Here is a 23,689-nt window from a genome sequence, read left to right on the forward strand (position 1 = left end):
GGGTGTTGTTGTGGCTGGGGCCGGGGTCGAACCGGCGACCTATCGCTTTTCAGGCGATCGCTCGTACCAACTGAGCTACCCAGCCACGAGGTTTCACGTGAAACCTCAGCGGTCCTGACGGGATTTGAACCCGCGGCCTCCACCTTGACAGGGTGGCGAGCACTCCTAACTGCTCCACAGGACCAAGCTTCGTACGACAGTGTCGCACAGGGTGGTGCGTGCCCCCAACGGGATTCGAACCCGTGCTACCGCCTTGAAAGGGCGGCGTCCTAGGCCGCTAGACGATGAGGGCTATCGGCCCGCCTGGGCGCCTCTCAGCGCGTCGGGGACGTCCGAAGCATATGTGATGGCGGGAGGGATCGGCAAAACGGTTTGCGGGGTGCTTGCCGAGAGGGCTCAGGAGGAGGGCCGGGCGGGCGGCAGGGAGGACGGCTGGGAGGGGAATCCGGAAGGTGACCCGGAGCCGGACGGGGACGGGGAATCGAAGGAGGACTCGGACGGCGTGGCGCCCGGCTGGTTCTCCTCCGGGAGGTGGCGGCTGACCTCCGCTGTAGTGAGACCCAGGCCGCCCAGCTTGATCGAGTCCCAGGCCTGGAGGCGGCGCGTGTCGCGGTCGAAGTAGAGGATCGAGGTCTCGATCGGATCGGGGTGTTTGCCCTCGACCGCCCGCAGGCCGCTGCCGCCGGTGGAGCCCTCGGTGCGGAGCCGGGTGCCGTACTTCATGACCTCCGTCTTCTGGCGGTGGATGTGTCCGGCCAGGACGAGGGGCACCGTGCCGTCGACCTCGCGGGCCGCCGACGGTTCATGGGCGACGGCCACGTCGACCGGGGTTCCGGCCGCCTTCTGGTCGCGCAGGGCGGAGGCGAGGCGGGCGCCGGCGAGTTCCTGTGACTGCTCGGCTCCGGCTTTCTTGGACCGGTCCGGGGTGAACTGGGGGTCACCGATGCCGGCGAAGCGCAGGCCCGCGATGTTCCTGGCCCGGCCGTCGTCCAGGACGTGGACGTTCTTGAGGCCTTCCAGATAGCGCTGGGTGACCAGGGAGTCGTGGTTTCCGCGGATCCATACGTAGGGGGCGCCGAGGTCCTCGACGGGATCGAGGAAGCCGTTCTCGGCGGCGGTGCCGTGGTCCATGGTGTCGCCGGAGTCGACGATGACGTCCACCTGGTACTGCTCGACGAGCGAGGCGATGATCGTCCAGCTCGCGGGGTTGAGGTGGATGTCGGAGACGTGCAGGACCCGGATGGTGGTCGGATCGGGCTGGTAGGTGGGGAGCGTGGAGGTGGCGTCGTAGAGCTTCGTCACGTTGGTGACCAGGCGGGCCAGCTCCTTTTGGTAGACGTCGAACTCGGTGACGATGCTGCGGGCGTTGCCGACCAGGGACGGCGCGGAGGAGAGCAGCCCGGAGAACTTCGGTTCGAGGACGGAGTCCGGGTTCCAGGTGGCGTACGCGGTGCCGCCGGACGCGGCCAGCAGGGTGAGGGCGAGGCCGCCCGCGGCCAGGGCGCGGCGGGGTCGGCGGTAGACGATGAGGCCGAGCGCGGTGGCGCCGGTGACGACGGCGACGACGGAGCGTACGGCGAGGTCGGCGGTGCCACGGGCGATGTCCTGGGTGACTTCGTTCTGGAGTCCGGAGAGGCGTTCGGGGTGGTCGACGAGGGCTTGGGCGCGGACGGGGTCGAGCTGGTCGACGTTGACGTCGAGGCGGACGGGGGCGTTGTGGCTGTCGAGTTCGAGGGCGCCCAGGGGGGAGACGTTGATCTTCGTGCCGCCGGTGAGGGAGGGGCGCAGGGTCATGGTCGTGTCCATGGGGCCGACCGGGACACGGACGTTGCCCACGACCAGCAGGCCGAGCCAGGCGCCCAGCAGGACGACGGCGATGAGCCCCAGGACCCGCTTCCAGGGGCGGGGGCGGGGGATGAGCGTGGTGGTGGTCGTCGTCGGAGGGACGGATCGGCGGGAGCGGTGGCGGCTGAGGGCGCGCGGCACCCTTGGGGAGCGGTGTCGGAGGTTCCTGACTATGGAGGGGACGCGAGCCATTGATCCCGTATGCCCATACGGAGCATTCGATATGCGGGGTGTCCGGTGGCGCTCGTACGGATGGGTCATGGCTGACAATGGCGGTGTGCTGGAGATGACGCGTGGGGAGTTCGAGGAGCTGGTGGCCGAGGCACTCGATCGGATTCCGCCGGAGCTGACGCGGTTGATGGACAACGTCGCGGTGTTCGTCGAGGACGAGCCGCCGACGGACGATCCCGAGCTACTGGGGCTGTACGAGGGAACCCCGTTGACGGAGCGGGGCGAGTGGTACGCCGGTGTGCTGCCGGACCGGATCACCATCTACCGGGGGCCGACCCTGCGGATGTGCGAGTCCCGGGAGGACGTCGTCGCCGAGACGGAGATCACGGTGGTGCACGAGATCGCGCATCACTTCGGGATCGACGATGCCCGACTGCACGCGCTTGGCTACGGATAGGTCACCGGTCTGTCACTGGCGCGCCGCTGGCGTGTCCTCTTGCGGGCGGCGGGAGTTGGGCACGTTGACCCAGCATCGCAACCGGAGGTGGCCTCGTGCGCCCCTTGTACGTACCCGTCCGCCTGGCCGCCACCGTCGTGGCTGTCGTCGCTGCCGCCGGCTGTATGAGTGTCGGTGAGGACGGGGTGGGCGGGGCCGCCAAGCCGTCGCATTCCGCGGACCGGCCGGGTGGTGCGGCGCCCGACGGAGGATTGCCGCCGGGGGCGGAGGGCCGGGACGCCCATGGTGGTGCGGCGGCCGAGGGCGAGCGCGGGAACCGCAGGGGCGAGGGCGGGAAGGGCAGGCCCGGGAAGGGCAGGGCGGAGGCGTCGGCCTCGGCCGAGGCGTCGCCCTCCGCGGGCATGAGCGGGCCGGCGCCGGACGACACCGCCCGGTCGGGCGGGCCGACGGGGTCGACGGCGCCCGACGGCCGGCCCGATCCGCCGGAGCCGAGCCGGACGGCGGATCCGGAGCCCGCGCCCCCGCCGCCGGAGCCGTCGGTCGCACCGGAGCCGACGGCCGCGGAGCCGTCCTCGTCGGCGCACGAGCCGCCGGAGGCCCAGTTGGCGCAGCGGAAACCGGCGCCGGAGGCGGGGGTGCCGATGTAGGGGCTTTTCCAGTGTTTCCTAGCCGGTGTGCGTGCTCGTCCTGCAGTCCTTCCGATGTGTGGACCGGTTGGCCTTCACTCTGCTGACCTGCGGGTCTGTGGGGTGGTGGGGGCTCGGTTTGCTTTCGGTGGGGGAGGGTGCGTATGGTGGCAGATCGTTTGATCCTATTTGCCCGGCGCCACCGCAGAGCGCGCCGTGTGGCGCGTACTCTCCCCTTACCGTGGTGGACCGCATCGAGGCGGTCATATTGCGAATTGCGAATCACGGAGTTGACGGGCGCGTGCCGAAGAGACTCCGGAAGGTTTCGCATTCGTATGCCCATCGCCAGTACTGATCACGTCGTCGTGCCCGAGAACTCTGAGAACGCAGAGAACCCGGTGGACACCGACATCGCCGCTGTTCTCACCGACGTCACCGCCGACACCGGCACCGACGTCACGGACGACAGTGGCACCGACGCCGACACCACCCCCGAGCTCACCTTCGCCGACCTCGGTCTTTCCGAGGGCCTCGTGCGCAAGCTCGCACAGAACGGCGTGACCAGCCCCTTCCCGATCCAGGCGGCGACCATCCCGGACGCCCTGGCCGGCAAGGACATCCTCGGCCGGGGCCGTACCGGCTCCGGCAAGACCCTCTCCTTCGGTCTGCCGACGCTGACCACGCTGGCCGGCGGCCGGACCGAGAAGCACAAGCCGCGGGCCGTCATCCTGACGCCCACCCGTGAGCTGGCCATGCAGGTGGCCGACGCGCTCCAGCCCTACGGCGACATCGTCGGCCTGCGCATGAAGGTCGTCTGCGGCGGCACCTCCATGGGCAACCAGATCTACGCCCTCGAGCGCGGTGTCGACATCCTCGTCGCCACGCCCGGCCGGCTGCGCGACCTCATCAACCGTGGCGCGTGCTCCCTGGAGAACGTGCAGATCGCCGTCCTCGACGAGGCCGACCAGATGTCCGACCTCGGCTTCCTGCCCGAGGTGACGGAGCTGCTGGACCAGATCCCGGCGGGCGGGCAGCGGATGCTGTTCTCCGCGACGATGGAGAACGAGATCAAGACCCTCGTCGACCGGTACCTGAAGGACCCGGTCAGCCACGAGGTCGACGCCGCTCAGGGTGCCGTCACGACCATGTCGCACCACATCCTGGTCGTGAAGCCGAAGGACAAGGCGCCGGTCACCGCGGCCATCGCCTCCCGCAAGGGCCGCACCATCATCTTCGTCCGCACCCAGCTGGGCGCGGACCGCATCGCCGACCAGCTGCGCGAAGCGGGCGCGAAGGCCGACGCGCTGCACGGCGGCATGACGCAGGGCTCGCGGACGCGGACGCTGGCCGACTTCAAGGACGGCTACGTCAACGTCCTGGTCGCCACGGACGTCGCCGCGCGCGGTATCCACGTCGACGGCATCGACCTGGTGCTGAACGTCGACCCGGCCGGTGACCACAAGGACTACCTGCACCGGGCCGGCCGCACGGCGCGCGCGGGCCGTACCGGCACCGTGGTCTCCCTCTCGCTGCCGCACCAGCGGCGCCAGATCTTCCGGCTGATGGAGGACGCGGGCGTGGACGCCACGCGCCACATCATCCAGGGCGGCGCGGCCTTCGACCCGGAGGTCGCCGAGATCACCGGGGCTCGGTCGATGACCGAGGTCCAGGCGGAGTCGGCGGGCAACGCGGCGCAGCAGGCGGAGCGTGAGGTCGCTCAGCTCACCAAGGAGCTGGAGCGGGCGCAGCGCCGCGCGTCCGAACTGCGTGACGAGGCGGACCGGCTGGTCGCCAGGGCCGCCCGTGAGCGGGGCGAGGACCCGAAGGCGGCGGTGGCCGAGGCGGCCACCGAGGCGGCGGACCAGACCGTGGTCTCGCTGCCGGAGCAGCCGACCGCGCGTGACAGCGAGCGTTTCGAGCGCCCCGAGCGCCGGGACGGCTTCCGTCGCGACGACCGTGGCGACCGCGGTGACCGTGGCGGCCGTTCGTTCGAACGCCGTGACGACCGCGGTGGGTTCAACCGCGATCGTGACCGGGACAGGGACCGCGACCGCGACCGTGGCGGCTTCCGTCGCGACGACCGCGGTGACCGTGGCGGCCGTTCCTTCGAACGCCGTGACGGTGACCGTGGCGGCTTCCGCCGTGACGACCGCGGCGACCGTGGCGGCTTCCGTCGCGACGACCGCGGCGACCGCGACGGCCGTTCGTTCGAACGCCGTGACGGTGACCGTGGCGGCCGTTCGTTCGAACGCCGTGACGACCGCGGTGGGTTCAACCGCGACCGTGGCAGTGACCGTGGCGGCGAGCGTGGCGGCTTCCGTCGCGACGAGCGCGGCGGCCACCGCGGCAGCGACCGTCCGTTCAACCGTGACCGCCAGGGCGACCGCCCCGGCTTCCGTTCCGGCGCCTCCCACGACCGCCCGTACGGCCGGCGTGACGACCACCGCGGTGGCGGCTCCATCGGTCGCCGCGAGGACAAGCCGCGCTGGAAGCGCAACGGCTGACCCCGGCGCACCGGACCGACCCGGGAGGGCCCGCACGACACCCGTCGTGCGGGCCCTCCCGCGTTTTTCACGGAACCCGTCCGGGTCCACCTCGCCGATACCCGATCAAAGAAGCGCCCACATCCCGCTATGCTCGTGGAGGCAACATCGCCGAGGGCCCTTAGCTCAATTGGCAGAGCAGTGGACTTTTAATCCATTGGTTGTGGGTTCGAGTCCCACAGGGCCTACGGTACGCAGGCGGGCTCCGTGCTCTTTGACCTGAGAAGAAGCGCTCCGGTCGGCCAAAGCCGACCGGAGCGCTTCGAGGTTCCGGGCCAGTGCGTGAACGCCCGTGCACCTGGCGGCTGACAGCGGCGACCCAGTCGCTACGAGCCGATCACCTCTCGGCACAGCGTGAAAACCGGACGTCCAGGCCGACGAGTGCGACAGCGCCCCGGGCACCACGCTGGTCACGGTCTCAGGCGCCGTCCAATGCCCTGGGGTGTACGAGACCCCGGCGGGCAGCCCGGTGACGGCGGCGCTGCGACATGCCGACGGCCCGCAGGGGGCGGCTCGGCGCCGTGCTCGCGGGCGGCTTCTTCGGCAACTGGCTGCCGGTGCCGCTGAGCACCACGGTGCCGGAACGGGGGCGGGCGTCCTGGTGGCGCTGCTCGAAGGCACCTGCGGGCTCGCCGAGACGGCAGCCGCGCTGGGCTGCCTTGCCGCGCAGAGCGCCCGGCAGTGCGGGCCGTGCCGGTTCGGCCTGCCGGCCGTCGCCGAGGACTTCGCCGCGCTCGCCCGGGGCAGCGCGGGCGCCCAGCGGCTGGACCGGCTGCACCACCGTCTCGGGCTGCTCCCGGGGCGCGGCGCGTGCAGCCGTCCCGACGGCGGGGTGCGGCTGGCAGCCTCGGCGCTGAGGGTCTTCGCCGACGACGTCCACCAGCATGTACACGCCGGTCCGTGCCGTGCCGCGTACTCCCCCTCTCGTCCTGTTCGTGTCCGCCGCCCGGCCCCCCGAGGAGGAGGAATGGCGATGACCCGTGACCAAGGCCACGTACGGGCCGTCGATTTCGCCGCCTGCGACGGACACGGACGCTGTGCCGCACTCCTGCCCGAACTGGTCGGCCGGGACGAATGGGGCTCCCCCGTGCTCCACAGCCCCATGGTCCCGCCCGATCTGCTCCCCACGCCCGGCGCGCGGTCGCCGCGTGCCCGGTGAGGGCGCTCCGTCTGAACCGTGTGCCCACGCCCCCGCCCGATCGGCTCCCGAGCCGCACCACAGCCGCACCACGCCGAGCGGTACCCCACGAACAGCCGGGGTGACCGGCGGCCGCCGTCCCGCTCGTCGCGGAGTGCCTCTCCGACGGCATCGAGCCGGTCGTCGAGCACGAGCGTGGTCCGAACCGGGCGGGCGCTCCAGGAGCACGACCGTGATCGCGTCAGGGCGGCACAGCCCCAGCGGCCTCAGCGGTGCAGCGTCGCTCCCAGGTCCCGGATCCCGGCCGGTCGCTCCCACTTCCGGGCCCCGGCCAGTCACTCTTCGGTGAGGGCCGCAGAGAGTAATCACGGTAGCCGTCACCGACTACTCGCCGCCCGCCCTCACCGCCTCGCCGGCGGTCTCGATGCCGGTGGGACCGGCGCCGACCACCGTCACCGCGGCCGTCGCGGGAGCGGCGTCGAGGACCGGGCGCAGCCGCTGCGCCGCCTCCAGGGTGGCGATCGGGTACGCGAACTCGGCCGCTCCGGGCACACCCGGGTCGGCGCTGCCGCTGCCCGCGGCGTGGACCAGGTAGTCGTAGCCGACCGTGCCACCGGCCGCCGGCGCCACGTCGCGCCCGGCCGGGCCGATCCGGGTCACGGTGTCGATCACCGGCCGGACGCCGTCGGCCAGGACGTCCCGGTAGGCGACGACCGCGTCGTGGGATCCGCCCACCAGCTGGTGCAGGCGGACCCGGTGGACGAAGTCCGGGCGCGGGTTGATCAGCGTCACGGCCACGTCGTCGCGCCGCGTCAGGCGGTTGGCCGCCATCACGCCGGCGTATCCGCCACCGATCACGACCACATCGGTGTTCTCGGACACGGTGTCTCCGTCGTCTCGGGGGTTCGACCGTTTTCAGTGGGTCGACCTCAGGACACCGCCCGAGCGGTCGTTGTGACAGCGCGCCGACAGAGGTTCAGCCGCGGGATATGGACTGTTCGATGAGGTCCACGGTGGCGCGGGGGTCCTCGACCTCGAGGACGAGCCGGTCGTAGCTCTCGGCGTCGGCGAGTTCGATGACGACCGCCTTGTCCGGGTTCTTCACGTCCCAGAACAGGCGTTCACCGTTGCGGCGGAAGCGGCCCGCGGTGATCAGTCCGGGGAAGTGGGAGCCTGCGATGCGGACGCCCTTGGGTTCGCGGGCCATGCCGGGATCGTGGGTGGCGCCGCGTACGTGGGCGAGGGGGATTTCCAGGCGGCTCTTGAGGGTCCAGAGCTTGTCGAGGCCCTGGAACTCGGCGGTCAGTATGCCGCGTTCGCGGTCGATGGAGATCAGGGCCATGTCAGTGCTCCTGGGGAGTGGTCGGCCGGGCGCGCAGGCGCAGGCGGGTGCCGAGGACGGTGGAGGCGAGTTGCGGGGCGGCGTCGCCGTGGGAGGGGCGCAGGGCGTCCTCCAGCGCTGTGATCCCTTCCGCGACCAGTGCGGCGACCTCCGGGTCGTGGGGTGCGCGTTCGGCGGCGGCGAGGAGGAGGAGTCCGGCGGCGGGACCGTTGTCGTAGGAGGCGATGGCCGTGGTCAGCGCCTGCGCGGGGTCGGTGAGGGTGGCGATGGCCGCGGTGGCGGGGTGGATCTCGTGGTCGAGGTGCCGGCGGAGCGCGGTCAGATGCAGGCCCCGTTTCGAGCCGAAGACCTTGTAGAGGCTGCCTCGGTGGATGCCGGTGGCGGTGACCAGGTCGTCCACCGAGGTGCCCTCGAAGCCGTGGGTGGCGAAGAGGGTGGCTGCGGTACTGACGGCCTGATCGGTGTCGAAGGCGCGTGGTCGTCCCATGGCCATGACCGTACGGGATTGAAGAACGATCGGTCAAGAATGAGCGTTCTTGAAGTGAAGCGCAAGGCTGTGGGCGGTCAGGCCGAGTGGCCGTCCTCGGGGCCCGCCCGCGTGGTGAGGCGGTGATAGGCCGCGCGGGCGTGGGCCAGGCGGGACGCGGTCGTGCCGGCGAGGGCGGCGGCGAGCAGGCAGCCGAGCCAGAACGTGTCCCTGGGTCCGGCCCAGGTGAGGCTGCCGGTGGGCGGCACCGCGAAGCCGTTGAGGAACAGCCAGCACAGGACGGCCGTGCCGGGGGCCGCGGTGAACCGTGCGCACACGCCGAGGAGGGCGGCGAGCAGGGACAGGGCGACCAGGGAGAGCCCGGGGTGGTACGGGCCCACGACCATGTGGAGGAGGCCCACCAGCACCGACGCGCCGCCGAAGGCACCGGCCCACACCAGCGGAGTGGCGACGGGCCGGGGGACCGGCCGCGGACCGGTACCGACGGTGACCCACTCGATCATGCTGGTGCCTTGGTCATGCTGACGCTCCTCCGGAGTACGTCCCGAGCTTCCCGAGCTGATTTTCGCACCGTCGGCGGCCCGGGACGGCGGCCGTACCAGTCGCCGTCCCGGGCCGCCGACCGGGCACCGCAGTGTGTGGTCAGCCGCCCGCGTGGGCCGGTTCCGTCTGGTCGACCGGTGCGGCGGCGCTCTGCGGCCCGTCCGGCTTGCGGCGGGTGAGGAGGCCGGCCAGCGGTTCGGTCCAGCGGGCGGTGAGGGGGCCGATGACGACCAGGAGCAGGACGTACGCCGTGGCCAGCGGGCCGATCCGCGGTTCCGTGCCGACGGCGAGGCCGGCGATGACGATCGAGAACTCGCCGCGCGCCACCAGCGTGCCCCCGGCCCGCCAGCGGCCCTTGGCCGGGATGCCCGCCCGTCGGGCGGCGAACCAGCCGGTGGCGATCTTCGTCAGCATGGTGACGACGGCCAGCGCGAGCGCCGGGAGCAGCACCGGCGGGATGTCCGCCGGATCGGTGTGCAGTCCGAAGAAGACGAAGAACACCGCCGCGAACAGGTCCCGCAGCGGGGACAGCAGGCCGTGCGCGCCCTCGGCGACCTCCTCGGACAGCGCGATGCCGACCAGGAACGCGCCCACCGCCGCCGACACCTGGAGGTGCTGGGCGACGCCCGCGACCACCAGGGTCAGCCCCAGCACCACCAGCAGCAGCATCTCGGCGTTGTCGGAGGAGACCGCGCGGCTGACGACGCGTCCGTGACGCAGGGCGATGTAGAGGACGGCGCCGACGGTGCCCAGGGAGATCAGCAGCGTGACGCTGCCGCCCGCGAGACTCACGCCGGCCAGCAGGGCGGTGAGGATCGGCAGGTAGACGGCCATGGCGAGGTCCTCCAGGACCAGTACGCCGAGTACGACCGGTGTTTCGCGGTTGCCCAGGCGCCCGAGGTCGCCGAGCACTTTGGCGATGACCCCGGAGGAGGAGATCCAGGTGACCCCGGCGAGGGCGACGGCGGCGACCGGGCCCCAGCCCAGGACCAGCGCGGCGACGGCGCCGGGGGCGGCGTTGAGGACGAAGTCGACCGCGCCCGACGGGTACTGGGTCTTGAGGGTGGTGACGAGGTCCGACGCGCTGTACTCCATCCCGAGCATGAGCAGCAGCAGGATGACACCGATCTCGGCGCCGGTGGCGACGAACTCCTCGCTGGCCTGCAGCGGCAGGATTCCACCATGGCCGAAGGCGAGTCCGGCGAGCAGGTAGAGGGGTATGGGGGAGAAGCCCACCCGTCCGGCGAGGCGGCCCAACAGCCCGAGAGCGAGGATGATCGCTCCGAGTTCGATGAGCAAGGCGGTGGTGTTGTGCACGGGCGTCTGACCTCCGTGGATCGGTTCGGTGGCGGCGTCTGTGCCTGAGGGCTGGGGCTCGCTGGGCTGGAGGGGCGGACGCCCGGGAGGGGAGACCGGGAGTCGGAAGCCGGGGAACCAGGTGCCGGGACGAGGCGCTGGGGGTGCTTCGGGATCGGCTGTCAGGTGGGGCAGGCGTGTCCGGTGGGTCCCCTACGGGGTGGGTTGTCCCCTACGGGGTGAGAGGTCGGTGCCGAGCCTCGGGCAGGGTGGGTGGAGGCGGCGTGCGGCAGGCGTCATGGCTGGAAGGTGGTGCCGTCGGTATCGGGGACGCCGTCGCGGGCGGCGTTGTCGACACGGACGGGGACCACTCGACCCATGCCACGCCCCCCGTTCTTCTCGTCGTCGGCCCAACCGGTCATCAGCACTCGACGCCCCACGGTCAACGCCGAGCAGTCAGTGCTCAGCACTCGACGTTCGGCGGTCAACGCTCAACGAAGGAGCGGAACGCTGCTCAATGGAGCGTAAGCGCTTGGTAAAGATTTTAGCGCACCCTAAACTGGGGCGCTCTATGAGGAAAGCCGCTCAACATGACAAACCGACAGGCGTGAATCGTGCGTGAATACGGGTTCGAGCCGTATCAGCGAGCCGAGTGCCGGTGCCGGCTGTCCCTGCGGGGCGGGTAGGGGTCGAACAGCTGAGCGCCGATTCCGCTGAGGACCAAGCCGGTCGCGATGAGCAGTCCGTGGGGCATGACCAGGCCGACGAACAGCAGGATCACGCCGATTCCCAGTACCCACCAAGCGCGCGTGTGTCGGTACTCGCGCGGCTTGGCCGGCCGTCCACTGGACAGCGAGCGCGCGAAGTGCGGGTCGTCCTGCTCGATTCGGGCCGCGAGATCGACGAGGCGCTTGTCGTCGGACTGGGGCACGTCTCCTCCTTCCCGAACGGTGGCAGCGCGGTGAGACATTCGACCGCCACCTGAAAAACACCTCCGGGCGTCGGTTCCGTGAACACCGACGCCGGGGCGAAAAATGAGCCGTCGGCCCGCTGACTCGGGCCGACACAGGGGAGCTTGCCCGGGTGCCGAGGTCATCACCCGCCCGGTGCGAGTGGTTCGGCGGACCGGGCCGCGTCCACCTCAAGGGTCGCCCGCCGGGGGCCCCGGGACCATCGGGTCCGGCCCTCATCTCCGTGCGGGTCGACAATGTACGTGGAGCGCCCCGACACCCACGGACCCGTGAAAAAATGGGGGCTGGCACGGATGGCGCACAGCCAGAACAGCACTCACGCTGGGTCGTGGCGGCCCGCGTGCCCGCGCCCCCGGAACCGACGGGCCGCCGGGCCGCCGGGAAGGCTCCCGCCGCACCGGGAGCCTACGACAGACAGTACGGCAGACGGCGCACGGTGAGCAGGGGTGAGGAGGTGGTACTGAGTGCCACTGTTCTGGCGGATCTTTTTGCTGAACGCCGTCGTGTTGATCACGGCCACCGCCCTGCTGCTCGGACCGGTCACCGTCTCCACCCCGGTCCTGCTCACCGAGGCCGCCGTACTCACCGTGGGGCTGGCCGCCATGCTCTTCGCCAACGCGCTGCTGGTGCGCGTCGGCCTCGCCCCGCTGCAGCGCGTCACCCGCGCCATGTCCACCACCGACCTGCTCCGCCCGGGGCAGCGCCCCGAGGTCGCCGGGCGCGGGGAGATCGCCGAGCTGATCAGCACGTACAACACGATGCTCGACCGGCTGGAGGACGAACGTGCCACGAGCAGCGCACGCGCCCTCTCCGCGCAGGAGGACGAACGCCGCCGCATCGCGCAGGAACTGCACGACGAGGTCGGCCAGAGCCTCACCGCCGTCCTGCTCCAGCTCAAGCGGGTCGCCGACCACGCTCCGGTGGAGCTGCGCGAGGAGCTGAGCCTGGTGCAGGAAACCACCCGGGGCAGCCTGGACGAGATCCGGCGCATCGCCCGCCGGCTGCGCCCCGGTGTCCTGGACGAACTCGGGCTCGCCAGCGCCCTCAAGGCCCTCGCCGCCGAGTTCGGCGGCTCCGGCCTGACGGCCCAGCACCGCCTCGATCCCGACCTGCCCGACCTGGGCCCGGAGGCCGAACTGGTCCTCTACCGGGTGGCCCAGGAAGGGCTCACCAACATCGCCCGGCACGCGCACGCCCGCCGCGCGGAGGTCTCCCTGCGCCGCACCCCCGCCGGAGTCGAGCTCCGGATCCGGGACGACGGCCGCGGCATCGGCACCGCGTCCGAGGGCGCCGGTATCCGGGGGATGCGTGAACGGGCCCTGCTCGTCGGCGCCGACCTCGATGTGGGTCCCGCCGCCGGCGGCGGGACCCAGGTGCGCCTGTCCGTACCCGTTCCCGTACGGGGTCCCGCGCCCATGCGGACCATGCCGCCCGTGACCGACGCTCCCGACCGGAAACGCTGAACATGACCGACCCGGCCCCCGCCAGCACTCCCACCGGCCCCGCCGCGGGCCCCCCGCCCCCCACCCGCATCCTCCTCGCCGACGACCACGCGCTGGTCCGCAGAGGGGTCCGGCTCATCCTCGACGGCGAACCGGACCTGACCGTCGTCGCCGAGGCCGACAACGGGGCCGAAGCCATCGAGCAGGCCCGCACCCACGAACCCGACCTGGCCATCCTCGACATAGCCATGCCCCGCCTGACCGGCCTCCAGGCGGCCCGCGAGCTCTCCCGCACCCTCCCGCAGACGCGGATCCTCATCCTGACCATGTACGACAACGAGCAGTTCTTCTTCGAGGCCCTCGGCGCCGGCGCCTCCGGATACGTCCTCAAGTCCGTCGCCGACCGCGACCTGGTGGAGGCCTGCCGGGCCACCATGCGCGGCGAGCCGTTCCTCTACCCGGGCGCCGTCAACGCCCTCATCCGCAACTACCTCGAACTCGCCCGGGACGGCCGGAACCTGCCCACGAAGGCCATCACCGAACGGGAGGAGGAGATCCTCAAGCTGGTCGCCGAGGGACACACCTCGCAGCAGATCGCCGACCTCCTCGTCATCAGCCCCAAGACCGTGGAGCGCCACCGTGCCAACCTGCTGGCCAAGCTCGACCTGAAAGACCGGCTGGAACTCACCCGGTACGCCATCCGCGTCGGACTGATCGAGCCCTGACCGGCAGCGGCACGGGCGCCGGTACCGGCACCGGCGCGGGGGGACGGCGCCAGGGCGGCGGCTTCCCGCGCCGGGCTATCGCTCGGCCTCGGCGGGCAGGGGCTCCCGGTCGCGCCCGGCGTCCAGGTCCGGTGCGGGTCCGTCGTCCGGAGCGTCGGGTGGGGGCCTGTGGCCGGGCCGCCGCGCCTGTACGGCACGCAGGACGTGCGCGAGCAGGTCAGCCCGTCCGGCGAGCACTGGGCCGAGGACGGCGAGGACGAGCACGTATCCGGCGATGAACGCGGTGAGCCGGTCGTCCAGCCCCGCGCCGATGGCCATGGCGGCCAGGATCAGCGCGAACTCGCCCCGGGCGACGAGCGTGGTCGCGATGTCGGCGGCGATGTCGACGCCGTAGCGGTACAGGCGGGCGACCAGCAGGCCCGCGGCCAGGTTCATGGTGAGGGTCAGCGCCACGGCGGCGGACACCGGACCGGCGACGGAGGCGATGTCGCCGGGGTCGATGGCCAGCCCGAAGGCGAAGAAGAAGATCGCCGCGAAGGCGTCGCGCAGCGGATGCACCAGCGTGCGGATCCGGGGCGCGGAGGGCGTGCCGGCCACGATCAGACCGACCATGAACGCACCGATGGCGTCGACGACCCCGAGCACCTCGGAAACGCCCGCGACGAGGATCGCGGTGCCGAGGAAGGTGATGACCAGCAGCTCGTTGTCGCGTACGGCCAACAGCCGGCCGAACAGCCGGCTGCCGAAGCGAGCGGTGACGGCGAGCACCATCAGGAAGCCGAACGCCTTGACCGCCTGGAGGGCCGTGTCCGCGAGGCCCTGGGCGTCGCTGAGGACGGGCTGCAGAGCGGCGAGGTAGAGGGCGAGGAAGATGTCCTCGACGACGGTGACGCCGAGGATGAGACGGGTCTCGGGCCGGCCGATGTGGCCCAGCTCGATGAGGATCTTCGTGACGATCGCGGAGGAGGAGATGCCCAGCACGCCGGCGAGCACCAGGGCCTCCCGTGCTCCCCAGCCGAGGGCGAACCCGAATCCCAGCCCCGCGCCGACGTTGAGCAGCAGGTAGATGCCACCGGCGCTGAGCAGCCGTCGGCCGCCCCGTCTCAGGTCGTCGAGGTGGAACTCCAGGCCGAGGTAGAAGAGCAGCAGGACGAGACCGAGCGCCGAGAGCATCCCGAAGTCGTGCGCGTCCTCGACCAGGACCGGACCCGGGGTGTGTGGGCCGAGCAGAATGCCGGCGAGCATGAACAGGGGGATGGTCGGCAGCCCGATCCGGCTGCCGAGGCGGGCGAGGAACGCGGCGGCGAGGAAGGCGCCGCCCATGGCGAGCAGTGTGTCGGCATGTCCCACGGGTCACCACCTTCCACAGCACGGGAACGGAGTGTGATCTCATCGACCGAGTCGAGTGGGGACCGCTCCTTCACGTCGATGGGGGTTCCTCGCCATGCGGGGCTGCGGCCGGTGCCTCCCGGGACCGGGTTCCGGGAGGCCGCCGCGTCTGTCATCGTCTTTTCACGCTCACATCCGACCCCACGCGACGACCATCCGTGACACCACCCAAACCGCGTGGAGGACGACACCCATGGAGGGCCCCGGCCCGTCGTATGAGCCGGTTGTCAGACTTGAACCAGTTCAGCGGCCCGAAGTCCCCGCAGCCCCCACCCTCCCCAGGAGCGCGTCGATGCCCCACCCGTACGTCCTGCTGTCCGCCGCCGTCTCCCTCGACGGCTACCTCGACGACACCGGCCCCGAGCGGCTGCTGCTGTCCGGTCCGGCCGACTTCGACCGGGTCGACGAGGTACGGGCGTCGGTGGACGCGATCCTGGTCGGCGCCGGCACGATCCGCGCCGACAACCCCCGCCTGTTGGTCAACTCGCCCGAGCGGCGCGCCGCGAGGGTCGCCGAGGGCCGGTCCGAGTACCCGCTGAAGGTCACCGTCAGCGGCTCCGGCGACCTGGACCCGGCGGCGCGGTTCTGGCACACCGGCGGCGAGAAGGTCCTCTACACCACCGACGAGGGCGCCGAGCGCGCCCGCGCGCACGGCCTCGCCGCCGACGTCGTACCGCTCGGCGCCGCACTCGACTGGCGGCGGCTCCTCACGCACCTGCACGACGTGTACGGCGTCCGGCGGCTCATGGTGGAGGGCGGCGGCCTGATCCACACCCAGCTCCTCACCCAGGGCCTCGCCGACGAGCTCCAGCTGGTCCTCGCCCCGCTCTTCGTCGGTGACCCCGACGCCGCCCGCCTCTTCGGTCCCGGCGCCTACCAGGGCGGGCGGCTGCGGCTGCTGGAGACCCGCCCGATCGGCGACGTCGTCCTCATGCGCTACGAACCCACCGCCCCCGGCACCGGCCCGCTGCCCGTCGCCGCCGACCACCACTGGCTGGCACTCGCCTGTGAACTGGCGGACCGGTGCCCGCCGTCGGAGACGGCGTTCAGCGTGGGCGCGGTGGTGGTCGCGGCCGACGGCACCGAGCTGGCACGCGGCCACTCCCGGGAGGGCGGCGACCCGGTGGTGCACGCCGAGGAGGCCGCCCTCGCCAAGATCGACCCCACGGATCCGCGGCTCACGTCCGCCACCGTGTACTCCAGCCTGGAACCCTGCGCGCGCCGCGCCTCGCGTCCGGCGCCCTGTGCGCGGTTGATCCTGGACGCGGGGGTACGGCGGGTGGTCACCGCCTGGCGGGAGCCGGACACCTTCGTGGCGGAGGCCGACGGCAGCGGGGTACTGGCCGACGGAGGCGCCCTGGTCGTCGTACTGCCGGAGCACGAGGAGGCCGCCAAGGCGCCGAACGGCCATCTGATCGGCCGGTGACGCGGGGGCGGCGGTAAGGCGTGTGCGGAGTGTCCCGCGGATGCCGTATGCTGGTGACACAACGACGCGGGGTGGAGCAGCTCGGTAGCTCGCTGGGCTCATAACCCAGAGGTCGCAGGTTCAAATCCTGTCCCCGCTACTGAAGGCCGAGGGCCGGAATCCGAAAGGGTTCCGGCCCTCGGTCGTTCCCGGCTTCCGCACCGCCGTTCCGGCTCCCGCACCGTTGTCACACCGGGTGATCGGGTTATCGTATTGCGTATAACAACTGATAAACCGTCAGGTTCAGTGTGACGCATGAGGCAGAGTCAGCTCGCCCCCTTTTAGCCGGTTGTGGCGCTTAAGTCCGTGCGGAAATCGTTAAGGATCAAGAGGAACGGCTTGGAACCCGGCCCCCACCTCTATTAACGTTCGATAACGCAGCGCGGTCGTCCCAGCCGTCACACGAGTCGGCTCCGTGCGCACGCGCCGAATCCCGCAAGGGAACCGGGGAACCAACATCTTGGGGTGAATCGCGTGGATGCCCCGTGGAGACACGGACGGTAGACGCGCGTAGGAGACCTTCCTGCTCCGAACCCGTCAGCTAACCCGGTAGGCGAGAAGGAAGGAAAGGAGTACGCCCACGTGGCGTCGAACAGGCCTGTCCCCGAGGCCCCCTTCATGCCGAGCCAGCACGACAGCGACACCTTCGGCTACGGCGGCATCCGCACCGACGAAGGCCCCTTCGAGGAGTGGAACCCCACCGAGGAGTCCATCCACCCCGTGCGCGGCCGGCACCGCGTCGGCAAGCAGCGCAGCGGAGGCCTCGCCCGCAGCTCCACGGTCCTGGGCGTCGGCGTCATAGCCGCCGTCGCCGGTGGCGGCATGGCCAGCGCCCAGACCGGCAAGCCGCCGATCTCCCTCTCGATGCCGGACCTTCCCTCTGTTGGTTCCCTCATCTCCGACGAGGAAACCCCCGAGGGCTCCGCCACCGCGCTCAGCGGCATCGGCACGGTCGCCGACGAGACCACCGAGCAGGGCACCTCCGACGCCGGCGAGGCGCTGCACGCCCGGATCATGGCCCAGGTCGAGCAGCAGCAGAGCCAGGCCGAGGACAAGGCCGCCGCCGAGGCCGCCGCCGCCGCGGAGAAGGAGGCCGAGGAGAAGGCCGCCGCCGCGAAGAAGGAGGCCGAGGAGAAGGCCGCCGAGGCGAAGCGGAAGGCGGAGGAGGAGGCCAAGAAGAAGGCCGAGGCCGAGCGCCTCGCCGAGCTGGCCCGGCAGTACGCGCTGCCCACCTCCTCGTACACCGTCTCCTCGACCTTCGGTCAGGCCGGCGCCTACTGGTCCTCCGGCCAGCACACCGGCCTGGACTTCGCCGCCCCCACGGGCACGCTGATCAAGGCGGTCCACACCGGCACGATCACCTCCGCAGGCTGGGACGGCTCCTACGGCTACAAGACCGTGCTGACCCTCGACGACGGCACCGAGATCTGGTACGCCCACCAGTCCTCCATCAGCGTCAGCGTCGGCCAGCAGGTCACCACCGGCGATGTGATCGGCCGCGTCGGCTCCACCGGCAACTCCACCGGCGCCCACCTCCACCTGGAGGTCCACCCCGGCGGCTCCGCCTCGGGCATCGACCCGCTGGCCTGGTTGCAGTCGAAGGGCCTCACCGTCTGAGACGATCACAGCCCCGGCAGTCCTGACGACGACCCCCCGACGTCAGGGCTGCCGGTCAGACGTTTCAGGGGCGGTACGGGTACGCGTGAGGGTTCGGCCGGTACGCGGAATGCGCGGGGTACGGGGCATATGCGGGGGTCGCGGCGCCGGGCCTGCCGTACGCGCCGTACACCGGCCAGTGCGGCACGGGAGGCGCGAGGGCGCGGGCCGCCTGCTCCAGGGCCGGGCGGGCCGCGTCGCGGCGGCGCCACAGTTCCCGCAGCAGCTCCCCCTCCCGTGCCGCGAAGTCCGTGCCCGCGCGGCCGCGGCGTGCCCGGTGCCGCAGGAACGCCAGTGACGTCGCGTACGCCTCGTACCGCGCCACCGCCCGCGCCGTCGCCCGGCCCCCGTGCCGGCGCGCGTACCGCCGGGCGAGGCGCCGGGCCCGCATCGAGCCGAGCGCGAACGGCTGGGCCGGGGTCAGCCAGCCGGCGACGACGTACGCGGGCAGTTCCGTCCGTACGGTCCGCAGCTCGCGCTGCCGCGTCCACACCACCAGCCAGGTCAGCAGGCAGAACGACGGCACCATGAACGCCGCGTACACGGCGAAGAAGCCGTACTCGCCGAGGGCCGAGGAGCCGTTCCACAGCGCGTGCACGCCCATCGCGAGCAGCAGACCGCCCAGCGGCAGCAGGACGCGCCACAGACGCCGGCGCTCGGTGGCGAGCGCGGAGACGCCGAAGCCGATGCCGGTGAGCACGGTGAAGAGCGGGTGCGCGAACGGCGACATGACGACGCGGACGAAGAAGGTCGCCGCGGTGACGGAGGAGACGCCGCTGCCGCCGGTGAGCTGGTCGGTGCCGAAGGCGTTGCCCAGGTAGAGGATGTTCTCGGTGAAGGCGAAGCCGGTGGCGGTGACCCCGGCTATCACCACGCCGTCGAGGATTCCGGTGAAATCGCGTCTGCGGAAGAGGAAGACCAGCAGGACGGCGGCGGCCTTCGCCGACTCCTCCACGACGGGGGCGATGACGGTCGCGCCGAGGGTGTCGGCGCGGGACGGGTCCGCCGTCTCCGCCGCTATCCACTGCGTGGCGAAGCTGTTGGCGACGATCGCCATCAGCGCGGCGGCGCAGGCACCCCACGCGAAGGAGAAGGCGAGGTTGCGCCAGGGGCCCGGTTCGACGCGGTCCAGCCAGCGGAAGGCGGCGATGAGCAGCGGCACCGGGAGGACGGCGAGGCCGAGGCCGACCAGAAAGCCCTCCGTGCCGGTCTGCTCGCGGACCAGACCCAGGATGACCAGGCCGGAGAGCGCGAGGAGGGTGATCAGCGCTCCGCAGCGCACCCAGGGCCGCTGCCACCAGTGCGCGTGCCGCGGGGCTCGACCGGGCGGCCCGGCGGGGTGTGCCGCCGCGCTGGGCTGCGTCGGGTACGGACGGCTGGTGTCCACGGCATTGACCCTAACGAGGGAAGGGCGCTGCCCGCAGGTACGCCAGGTGGGCTCAGGCGCCGGTGGGGGATTGCCCGGTGGGCCGGCCGCTGTGCCGGTCGTCGTGCTGTACGCGACGGAAGAGCAGGTCGTTCACCACATGGCCCTTCTCCAGTCCCTGTCCCTCGAAACGGGTCAGCGGGCGGAACTCCGGGCGCGGCGCGAAACCGCCGTCCGCCAGGGTGTTCTCGAAGGCGGGATGCGCGGTCAGCACCTCGAGCATCTGCTGGGCGTAAGACTCCCAGTCGGTGGCGCAGTGCACGACCGCGCCCGGTGCCAGGCGGGTCGCGGCGAGGGTGAGGAAGTCGGGCTGGATCAGCCGGCGCTTGTGGTGCCGCTTCTTGGGCCAGGGGTCGGGGAAGAAGACGCGCAGTCCGCTCAGGGAGTCGGGGGTGAGCATCTCGCGGAGCAGGATGATCGCGTCGCCGTTGCCGACGCGCACGTTGTCCAGGCCGCGCTGGTCGGCGAGGCCGAGCAGATGGCCCTGGCCGGGGGTGTGGACGTCCACGGCGAGGATGTTGGTGCCGGGGTCGGCGGCGGCCATGCGCGCGGTGGCCTCACCCATGCCGAAGCCGATCTCGAGGACGACGGGGCGGTCGTTGCCGAAGAAATCGGCGAGGTCGAGCCGGTGCCTCCCGTCGACGTCGAAGCCCCACCGGTGCCACAGCCGCTGCAGCGCGTCCGCCTGCCCGGCGGTGACCCGGCTCCGGCGCGGCTGGAAACTCCGGATTCGCCGCTCGAAGTGCGACCCGGCGGGATCGGCCTTCGGCCCGTCGGGGAAGCGGGGCTCCCCCCTCTCCCGGGTACGGCGGATCGAACACACCGGGCGTGTGCTCGGCGTGCGCGGCTGCGGAGGTGTTCAAGGAGTCAGACACAGTGCTCTCGATTTTACGGCGGGCCTCACGGTGACTTCACGGTCGCGTCGGCAGCGGCGAGCGACCGGCCGGCTCCTCACCGCGCCGGGTCGGCCAGGGCGCTCAGTGCGCGGTGGGCGATTTCGCGGCCGATGGGCAGGGACGCGGTTGCGGCGGGGGAGGGGGCGTTGAGGACGTGGATCGCGCGGGGGGTTTCCTGGATCAGGAAGTCGTCGGCCAGGGTGCCGTCGCGCAGGACGGCCTGGGCGCGCACGCCGGCCGGGGCGGGCAGCAGGTCGGCCTCCCGGACCGCGGGCAGGAGCAGGCGGACCGCCTCGGTGAAGGCCCGCCGGGACAGGGAGCGGTGCAGCTCGCCGGTGCCGTACCGCCAGTGGCGGCGGGCCAGGTGCCGGGAGCCCGGCCAGACCAGGGTGGCGGCCAGCTCGCGCGGGCGGACCGTACGCCGGTCGTAGCCCTCTCGGGCCAGCGCCGGTACGGCATTGGGGCCGACGTGGACGCCGCCGTGGACGCCGCGCGTGAGGTGGACGCCGAGGAACGGGAACGCCGGGTCGGGCACCGGGTAGACCAGGCCGCGGACCAGCTCCGGCCGGGCCAGCTCGTGGTACTCGCCGCGGAACGGCACGATGCGCATGCCGGGATCGTCACCGGTGAGGCGGGCGATCTCGTCGCAGTACAGCCCGGCGCAGTTCACCAGGACCCGGCCGCGCACGACGTCCCCGGCGGCGGTCAGGGCCGCGACGCCCAGCTCCGGGCGGCGGTCGACGCGGACGACCCGCGCGCCGTAGCGGATCTCCGCTCCGGACGCCTCCGCCAGGTGACGGGCCACCGCCGCGAAGTCGCAGATGCCGGTGGTGCCGACGTGGATGGCGGCCAGGCCCTCGATCTCCGGCTCGTACTCGGCGATCTGCGCCGCGCCCAGTTCGCGGACCGTCAGCCCGTTCTCCCGGCCGCGCTGGACCAGGGCGTGCAGGCGGGGCAGTTCGTCCCGGTCGGTGGCGACGATCAGCTTGCCCGTCACGGCGTGCGGGATGCCGTACTCCGCGCAGAACTTGACCATCTCCGCCGCGCCCCGTACCGCGTACCGCGCCTTGAGGGAGCCGGGGCGGTAGTAGATGCCGCTGTGGATGACGCCGCTGTTGCGGCCCGTCTGGTGCCGGGCGGGGCCGGGTTCCTTCTCCAGCACCGTGACCCGCGTGCCCGGCGCCGCGCGAGTGATCGCGTACGCCGTCGACAGGCCGATGACGCCGCCGCCGATCACCAGCACGTCACAGTCGTACGACCGCCGCACCACCCGCACCACCTCCCGCTCCCGATAGTGCACTGTGCCACTGACAACCCCGTAAACCCCGGAGGCGGCAGGGGGTCGCGCCGGTCTCGGTGGCGGCCCGGTCGGGCGAGGCTCAGGCGGGCGTCATCAGCAGCGGCCGGGCCCGCTCGCGCAGCTCGACCACGCGGGGTTCGTCGCCATAGGGCTCCAGGCGGTGCAGGAGGTCCTTGACGTACTCGGTGGTGCGGGCGGACGAGATGCGGCCGGCCACCTCCACCGCGCGCACGCCCTGCTCGCACGCGGCGTCCAGGTTGCCCGACTCCAGTTCGGCGACCGCCGAGACGACGAGCCGCAGGCCGTGCGAGCGCACGAACTCCTCCGTCGGCCGCGACAGCGCCTGCTCGGTGAAGCGGCGGACCTGGCGGGGGGCCTTCAGATCGCGGTAGCACTCCGCGGCGTCGGCGGCGAACCGGTCGTAGGAGTAGAAGCCGAGCCAGCTCGGGTCGCTGTCGCCGGGGCGGGAACGTTCCAGCCAGCCCTCGGCCGACTTCAGGGCCGCGCCGGCCGCCGGGGCGTCACCCGCGCGTGCGTGCGCGCGTGCCTCCACGAGCCGGAAGAAGCTCATGGTGCGGGCCGTGGCCAGGCCGCGGTTGCGTTCCAGCGCGGCCTGGGCGAGGTCGACGCCCTCGTCGCCGAAACCGCGGTAGGTCGCCTGGAGGGACATGGAGGCCAGGACGTATCCCCCAGGGGGACGTCGGCCGCCGCGCGGGCCAGGCGCAGGGCCTGGATGTAGTAGCGCTGGGCGGCCTCCTGCTGGCCGGTGTCGAAGGCCATCCAACCGGCGAGCCGGGTGAGTTCGGCGGACGCGCCGAACAGGGCGCGGCCGACGTCGTCGGCGTAGGAGCCCAGCAGCAGGGGCGCCGCCTCCACCCTCAGGCACTCGGGGACCATCGAGGAACGCCAGTCGCCGCCGCCGTACTTGGAGTCCCAGCGCCGCGCGTCCTCGGCCGCCTCGCGCAGTTTCCGTACATCGCTGTGGCCGACTTTGGCCGGTGCGGCCGAGCCCTCCGCCGGGCTCACCTCGCGCGCGACCGAACTGTCGGCCGGGGTTATCAGCCAGCGCGAGGCAGGTGTTGCGTATGCGCTCACCGCGAACGATCCGGCGAGCGACTGCCAGATGCCGCCGGACCCCGCTCTGCGGCCGGCCAGGTCCAGCCGGTACAGCTCGGTGGCGGACTTCACCGCCTGTCCGACGTCCCGGGGGAAGGCGAGGCCCACTTCGGGTGCGGGATCCGCGTCCGCCAGGCCGATCTCGTGGAGCGGCACCGGGCGGCCGAGTTTCTGGCCGATGGCGGCGGCGATCAGGTGCGGCGCCGCACCCTGCGGCACCATCCCCTTCGACACCCAGCGCGCCACCGACGTCTTGTCGTAGCGCAAGGTCAACCCGCGCTGGGCGCCAAGGTCGTTGACGCGCCGTGCGAGGCCCGCGTTGGAGATTCCCGCGAGGGCGAGAACGGTGCCGAGTTTTTCGTTCGGCCCGCGTTGCTCCCTGGACATGCGCCACCCCTCGACACAGACGGCTGCCGCACTGGCATAACCCGGCGGCATTCGTAAACCCAGCGTAGTTCGCCGCATCCCAAGCGTTAAGGGGCATTCTTCCGGATGGCGGGATTGTGGTCCGTACTGAAGTACGGGTCCGATACGCGCGGTTGCTGCATGCTCCCGGCGTGTGGCCGTGCGCCCGGGTGTGCGCTCTTCTCCGGCCATGGCGGGAGCGGTTCCATGGTCGGTGCGTGGGTCGGCCCGCTGTACTGGATCCAGTGGGCTGGGGGACACCGCCGCCTTCATCCCCGCGGGTGGCGGAGACGGTCCGGGAGGCGCACTCCGCCTCCCGGACCGCGCGACCGTTCAGCGGTACGCAGAGCCTGTACGGAGCGTGTTCGAGGTTGTCCCCACCTCTCTGAATTGGCTGAAAATCGACCCCTTCTTTCGAGGGCTGTCACCGCATCTATCCTGGCAGTTGAG

At 71.9% G+C, this 23,689-nt stretch carries 18 protein-coding genes, 5 tRNA genes, 4 pseudogenes and 1 riboswitch; of the genes and pseudogenes, 11 read left to right on the forward strand and 16 right to left on the reverse strand.

What is annotated here, in order from left to right:
- Window positions 1-11: 11 nt before the first annotated feature.
- From WJ438_RS21380 to WJ438_RS21395, 4 genes are all read right to left on the reverse strand, one after another.
- Window positions 12-85: transfer RNA gene (locus WJ438_RS21380), tRNA-Phe, on the reverse strand.
- Between the two features lie 24 nt (window positions 86-109).
- Window positions 110-184 (reverse strand) — tRNA-Asp (locus WJ438_RS21385).
- A gap of 35 nt (window positions 185-219) precedes the next feature.
- Window positions 220-292, reverse strand: a tRNA-Glu gene (locus tag WJ438_RS21390).
- A 104-nt stretch (window positions 293-396) separates the two neighbouring features.
- Complete coding sequence (locus WJ438_RS21395) at window positions 397-2,037, reverse strand: metallophosphoesterase (RefSeq protein WP_406726667.1); 1,641 nt, start codon at window positions 2,035-2,037, stop codon at window positions 397-399.
- Between the two features lie 85 nt (window positions 2,038-2,122).
- Here WJ438_RS21395 and WJ438_RS21400 point away from each other — a divergent pair, with 85 nt between their 5' ends.
- The 6 genes and pseudogenes from WJ438_RS21400 (at window position 2,123) to WJ438_RS21425 (ending at window position 6,801) form a co-directional block, all read left to right on the forward strand.
- A complete protein-coding gene (locus WJ438_RS21400) occupies window positions 2,123-2,473 on the forward strand; it encodes a metallopeptidase family protein (protein WP_406729763.1) in 351 nt (116 codons plus the stop codon).
- A 95-nt stretch (window positions 2,474-2,568) separates the two neighbouring features.
- Entirely contained in the window at window positions 2,569-3,120 is a 552-nt protein-coding gene (locus WJ438_RS21405; protein WP_406726668.1) for a hypothetical protein, read from the forward strand.
- A gap of 314 nt (window positions 3,121-3,434) precedes the next feature.
- Complete coding sequence (locus tag WJ438_RS21410; RefSeq protein ID WP_406726669.1) at window positions 3,435-5,603, forward strand: DEAD/DEAH box helicase; 2,169 nt, start codon at window positions 3,435-3,437, stop codon at window positions 5,601-5,603.
- A gap of 154 nt (window positions 5,604-5,757) precedes the next feature.
- Window positions 5,758-5,830 (forward strand) — tRNA-Lys (locus WJ438_RS21415).
- Between the two features lie 254 nt (window positions 5,831-6,084).
- Window positions 6,085-6,468 (forward strand): annotated as a pseudogene (locus WJ438_RS21420) (NADH-ubiquinone oxidoreductase-F iron-sulfur binding region domain-containing protein); the annotation flags it as partial.
- 147 nt (window positions 6,469-6,615) lie between these two features.
- Window positions 6,616-6,801: a ferredoxin gene (locus tag WJ438_RS21425; RefSeq protein WP_406729979.1), complete on the forward strand. Its 186-nt coding sequence runs from the start codon at window positions 6,616-6,618 to the stop codon at window positions 6,799-6,801.
- 372 nt (window positions 6,802-7,173) lie between these two features.
- On the opposite strand, the pseudogene WJ438_RS21430 reads toward WJ438_RS21425, so the two are convergent.
- The 7 genes and pseudogenes from WJ438_RS21430 to WJ438_RS21460 all read right to left on the reverse strand — a co-directional run.
- Window positions 7,174-7,662, reverse strand: a pseudogene (locus tag WJ438_RS21430) (FAD-dependent oxidoreductase); the annotation flags it as partial.
- Window positions 7,663-7,756: 94 nt separating this feature from the next.
- Window positions 7,757-8,122, reverse strand: a complete 366-nt coding sequence (locus WJ438_RS21435; protein ID WP_406726670.1) for a hypothetical protein — start codon at window positions 8,120-8,122, stop codon at window positions 7,757-7,759.
- A gap of 1 nt (window position 8,123) precedes the next feature.
- Window positions 8,124-8,609, reverse strand: coding sequence for a TetR/AcrR family transcriptional regulator (locus WJ438_RS21440; RefSeq protein ID WP_406726671.1), 486 nt, complete (start codon window positions 8,607-8,609; stop codon window positions 8,124-8,126).
- Window positions 8,610-8,686: 77 nt separating this feature from the next.
- Entirely contained in the window at window positions 8,687-9,112 is a 426-nt protein-coding gene (locus tag WJ438_RS21445) for a hypothetical protein (protein WP_406726672.1), read from the reverse strand.
- A gap of 139 nt (window positions 9,113-9,251) precedes the next feature.
- Window positions 9,252-10,469, reverse strand: coding sequence for a cation:proton antiporter (locus tag WJ438_RS21450; RefSeq protein ID WP_406726673.1), 1,218 nt, complete (start codon window positions 10,467-10,469; stop codon window positions 9,252-9,254).
- Between the two features lie 275 nt (window positions 10,470-10,744).
- The gene (locus WJ438_RS21455; RefSeq protein WP_406726674.1) at window positions 10,745-10,870 is read right to left on the reverse strand and encodes a hypothetical protein; all 126 of its coding nucleotides are present in this window, start codon (window positions 10,868-10,870) and stop codon (window positions 10,745-10,747) included.
- Window positions 10,871-11,088: 218 nt separating this feature from the next.
- On the reverse strand, window positions 11,089-11,379 hold the full coding sequence (locus tag WJ438_RS21460) for a DUF3040 domain-containing protein (RefSeq protein ID WP_406726675.1): 291 nt from the start codon (window positions 11,377-11,379) through the stop codon (window positions 11,089-11,091).
- A 504-nt stretch (window positions 11,380-11,883) separates the two neighbouring features.
- Between WJ438_RS21460 and WJ438_RS21465 the strand changes: the two genes are divergently transcribed.
- Together WJ438_RS21465 and WJ438_RS21470 are read left to right on the forward strand one after the other, a co-directional pair.
- On the forward strand, window positions 11,884-12,882 hold the full coding sequence (locus WJ438_RS21465) for a histidine kinase (protein ID WP_406726676.1): 999 nt from the start codon (window positions 11,884-11,886) through the stop codon (window positions 12,880-12,882).
- 2 nt (window positions 12,883-12,884) lie between these two features.
- On the forward strand, window positions 12,885-13,586 hold the full coding sequence (locus tag WJ438_RS21470) for a response regulator (protein ID WP_406726677.1): 702 nt from the start codon (window positions 12,885-12,887) through the stop codon (window positions 13,584-13,586).
- A 75-nt stretch (window positions 13,587-13,661) separates the two neighbouring features.
- Here WJ438_RS21470 and WJ438_RS21475 read toward each other — a convergent pair whose 3' ends face one another.
- Window positions 13,662-14,936: a cation:proton antiporter gene (locus tag WJ438_RS21475; protein ID WP_406726678.1), complete on the reverse strand. Its 1,275-nt coding sequence runs from the start codon at window positions 14,934-14,936 to the stop codon at window positions 13,662-13,664.
- A 331-nt stretch (window positions 14,937-15,267) separates the two neighbouring features.
- Between WJ438_RS21475 and WJ438_RS21480 the strand changes: the two genes are divergently transcribed.
- The 3 genes from WJ438_RS21480 to WJ438_RS21490 all read left to right on the forward strand — a co-directional run bounded on the left by WJ438_RS21480 (window position 15,268) and on the right by WJ438_RS21490 (window position 18,057).
- Window positions 15,268-16,401, forward strand: coding sequence for a dihydrofolate reductase family protein (locus WJ438_RS21480; RefSeq protein ID WP_406726679.1), 1,134 nt, complete (start codon window positions 15,268-15,270; stop codon window positions 16,399-16,401).
- Between the two features lie 65 nt (window positions 16,402-16,466).
- A tRNA-Met gene (locus tag WJ438_RS21485) sits at window positions 16,467-16,540 on the forward strand.
- Between the two features lie 314 nt (window positions 16,541-16,854).
- A riboswitch (cyclic di-AMP (ydaO/yuaA leader) is annotated at window positions 16,855-17,011 on the forward strand.
- An 11-nt stretch (window positions 17,012-17,022) separates the two neighbouring features.
- On the forward strand, window positions 17,023-18,057 hold the full coding sequence (locus WJ438_RS21490; protein WP_406726680.1) for a M23 family metallopeptidase: 1,035 nt from the start codon (window positions 17,023-17,025) through the stop codon (window positions 18,055-18,057).
- A gap of 64 nt (window positions 18,058-18,121) precedes the next feature.
- Here the strand turns inward: WJ438_RS21490 and WJ438_RS21495 are convergent, their stop codons facing one another.
- The 4 genes and pseudogenes from WJ438_RS21495 to WJ438_RS21510 form a co-directional block, all read right to left on the reverse strand.
- Entirely contained in the window at window positions 18,122-19,483 is a 1,362-nt protein-coding gene (locus WJ438_RS21495) for a PrsW family intramembrane metalloprotease (RefSeq protein ID WP_406726681.1), read from the reverse strand.
- A 52-nt stretch (window positions 19,484-19,535) separates the two neighbouring features.
- Window positions 19,536-20,397 (reverse strand): annotated as a pseudogene (trmB, locus tag WJ438_RS21500) (tRNA (guanosine(46)-N7)-methyltransferase TrmB).
- A 76-nt stretch (window positions 20,398-20,473) separates the two neighbouring features.
- Window positions 20,474-21,718, reverse strand: coding sequence for an L-2-hydroxyglutarate oxidase (lhgO, locus tag WJ438_RS21505; RefSeq protein WP_406726682.1), 1,245 nt, complete (start codon window positions 21,716-21,718; stop codon window positions 20,474-20,476).
- A gap of 79 nt (window positions 21,719-21,797) precedes the next feature.
- Window positions 21,798-23,221: pseudogene (locus WJ438_RS21510) on the reverse strand (MFS transporter).
- Window positions 23,222-23,689 lie beyond the last annotated feature (468 nt).

Origin of the sequence: Streptomyces sp. GD-15H (genome assembly GCF_045291515.1) — a bacterium.
Lineage (GTDB): Bacteria > Actinomycetota > Actinomycetes > Streptomycetales > Streptomycetaceae > Streptomyces.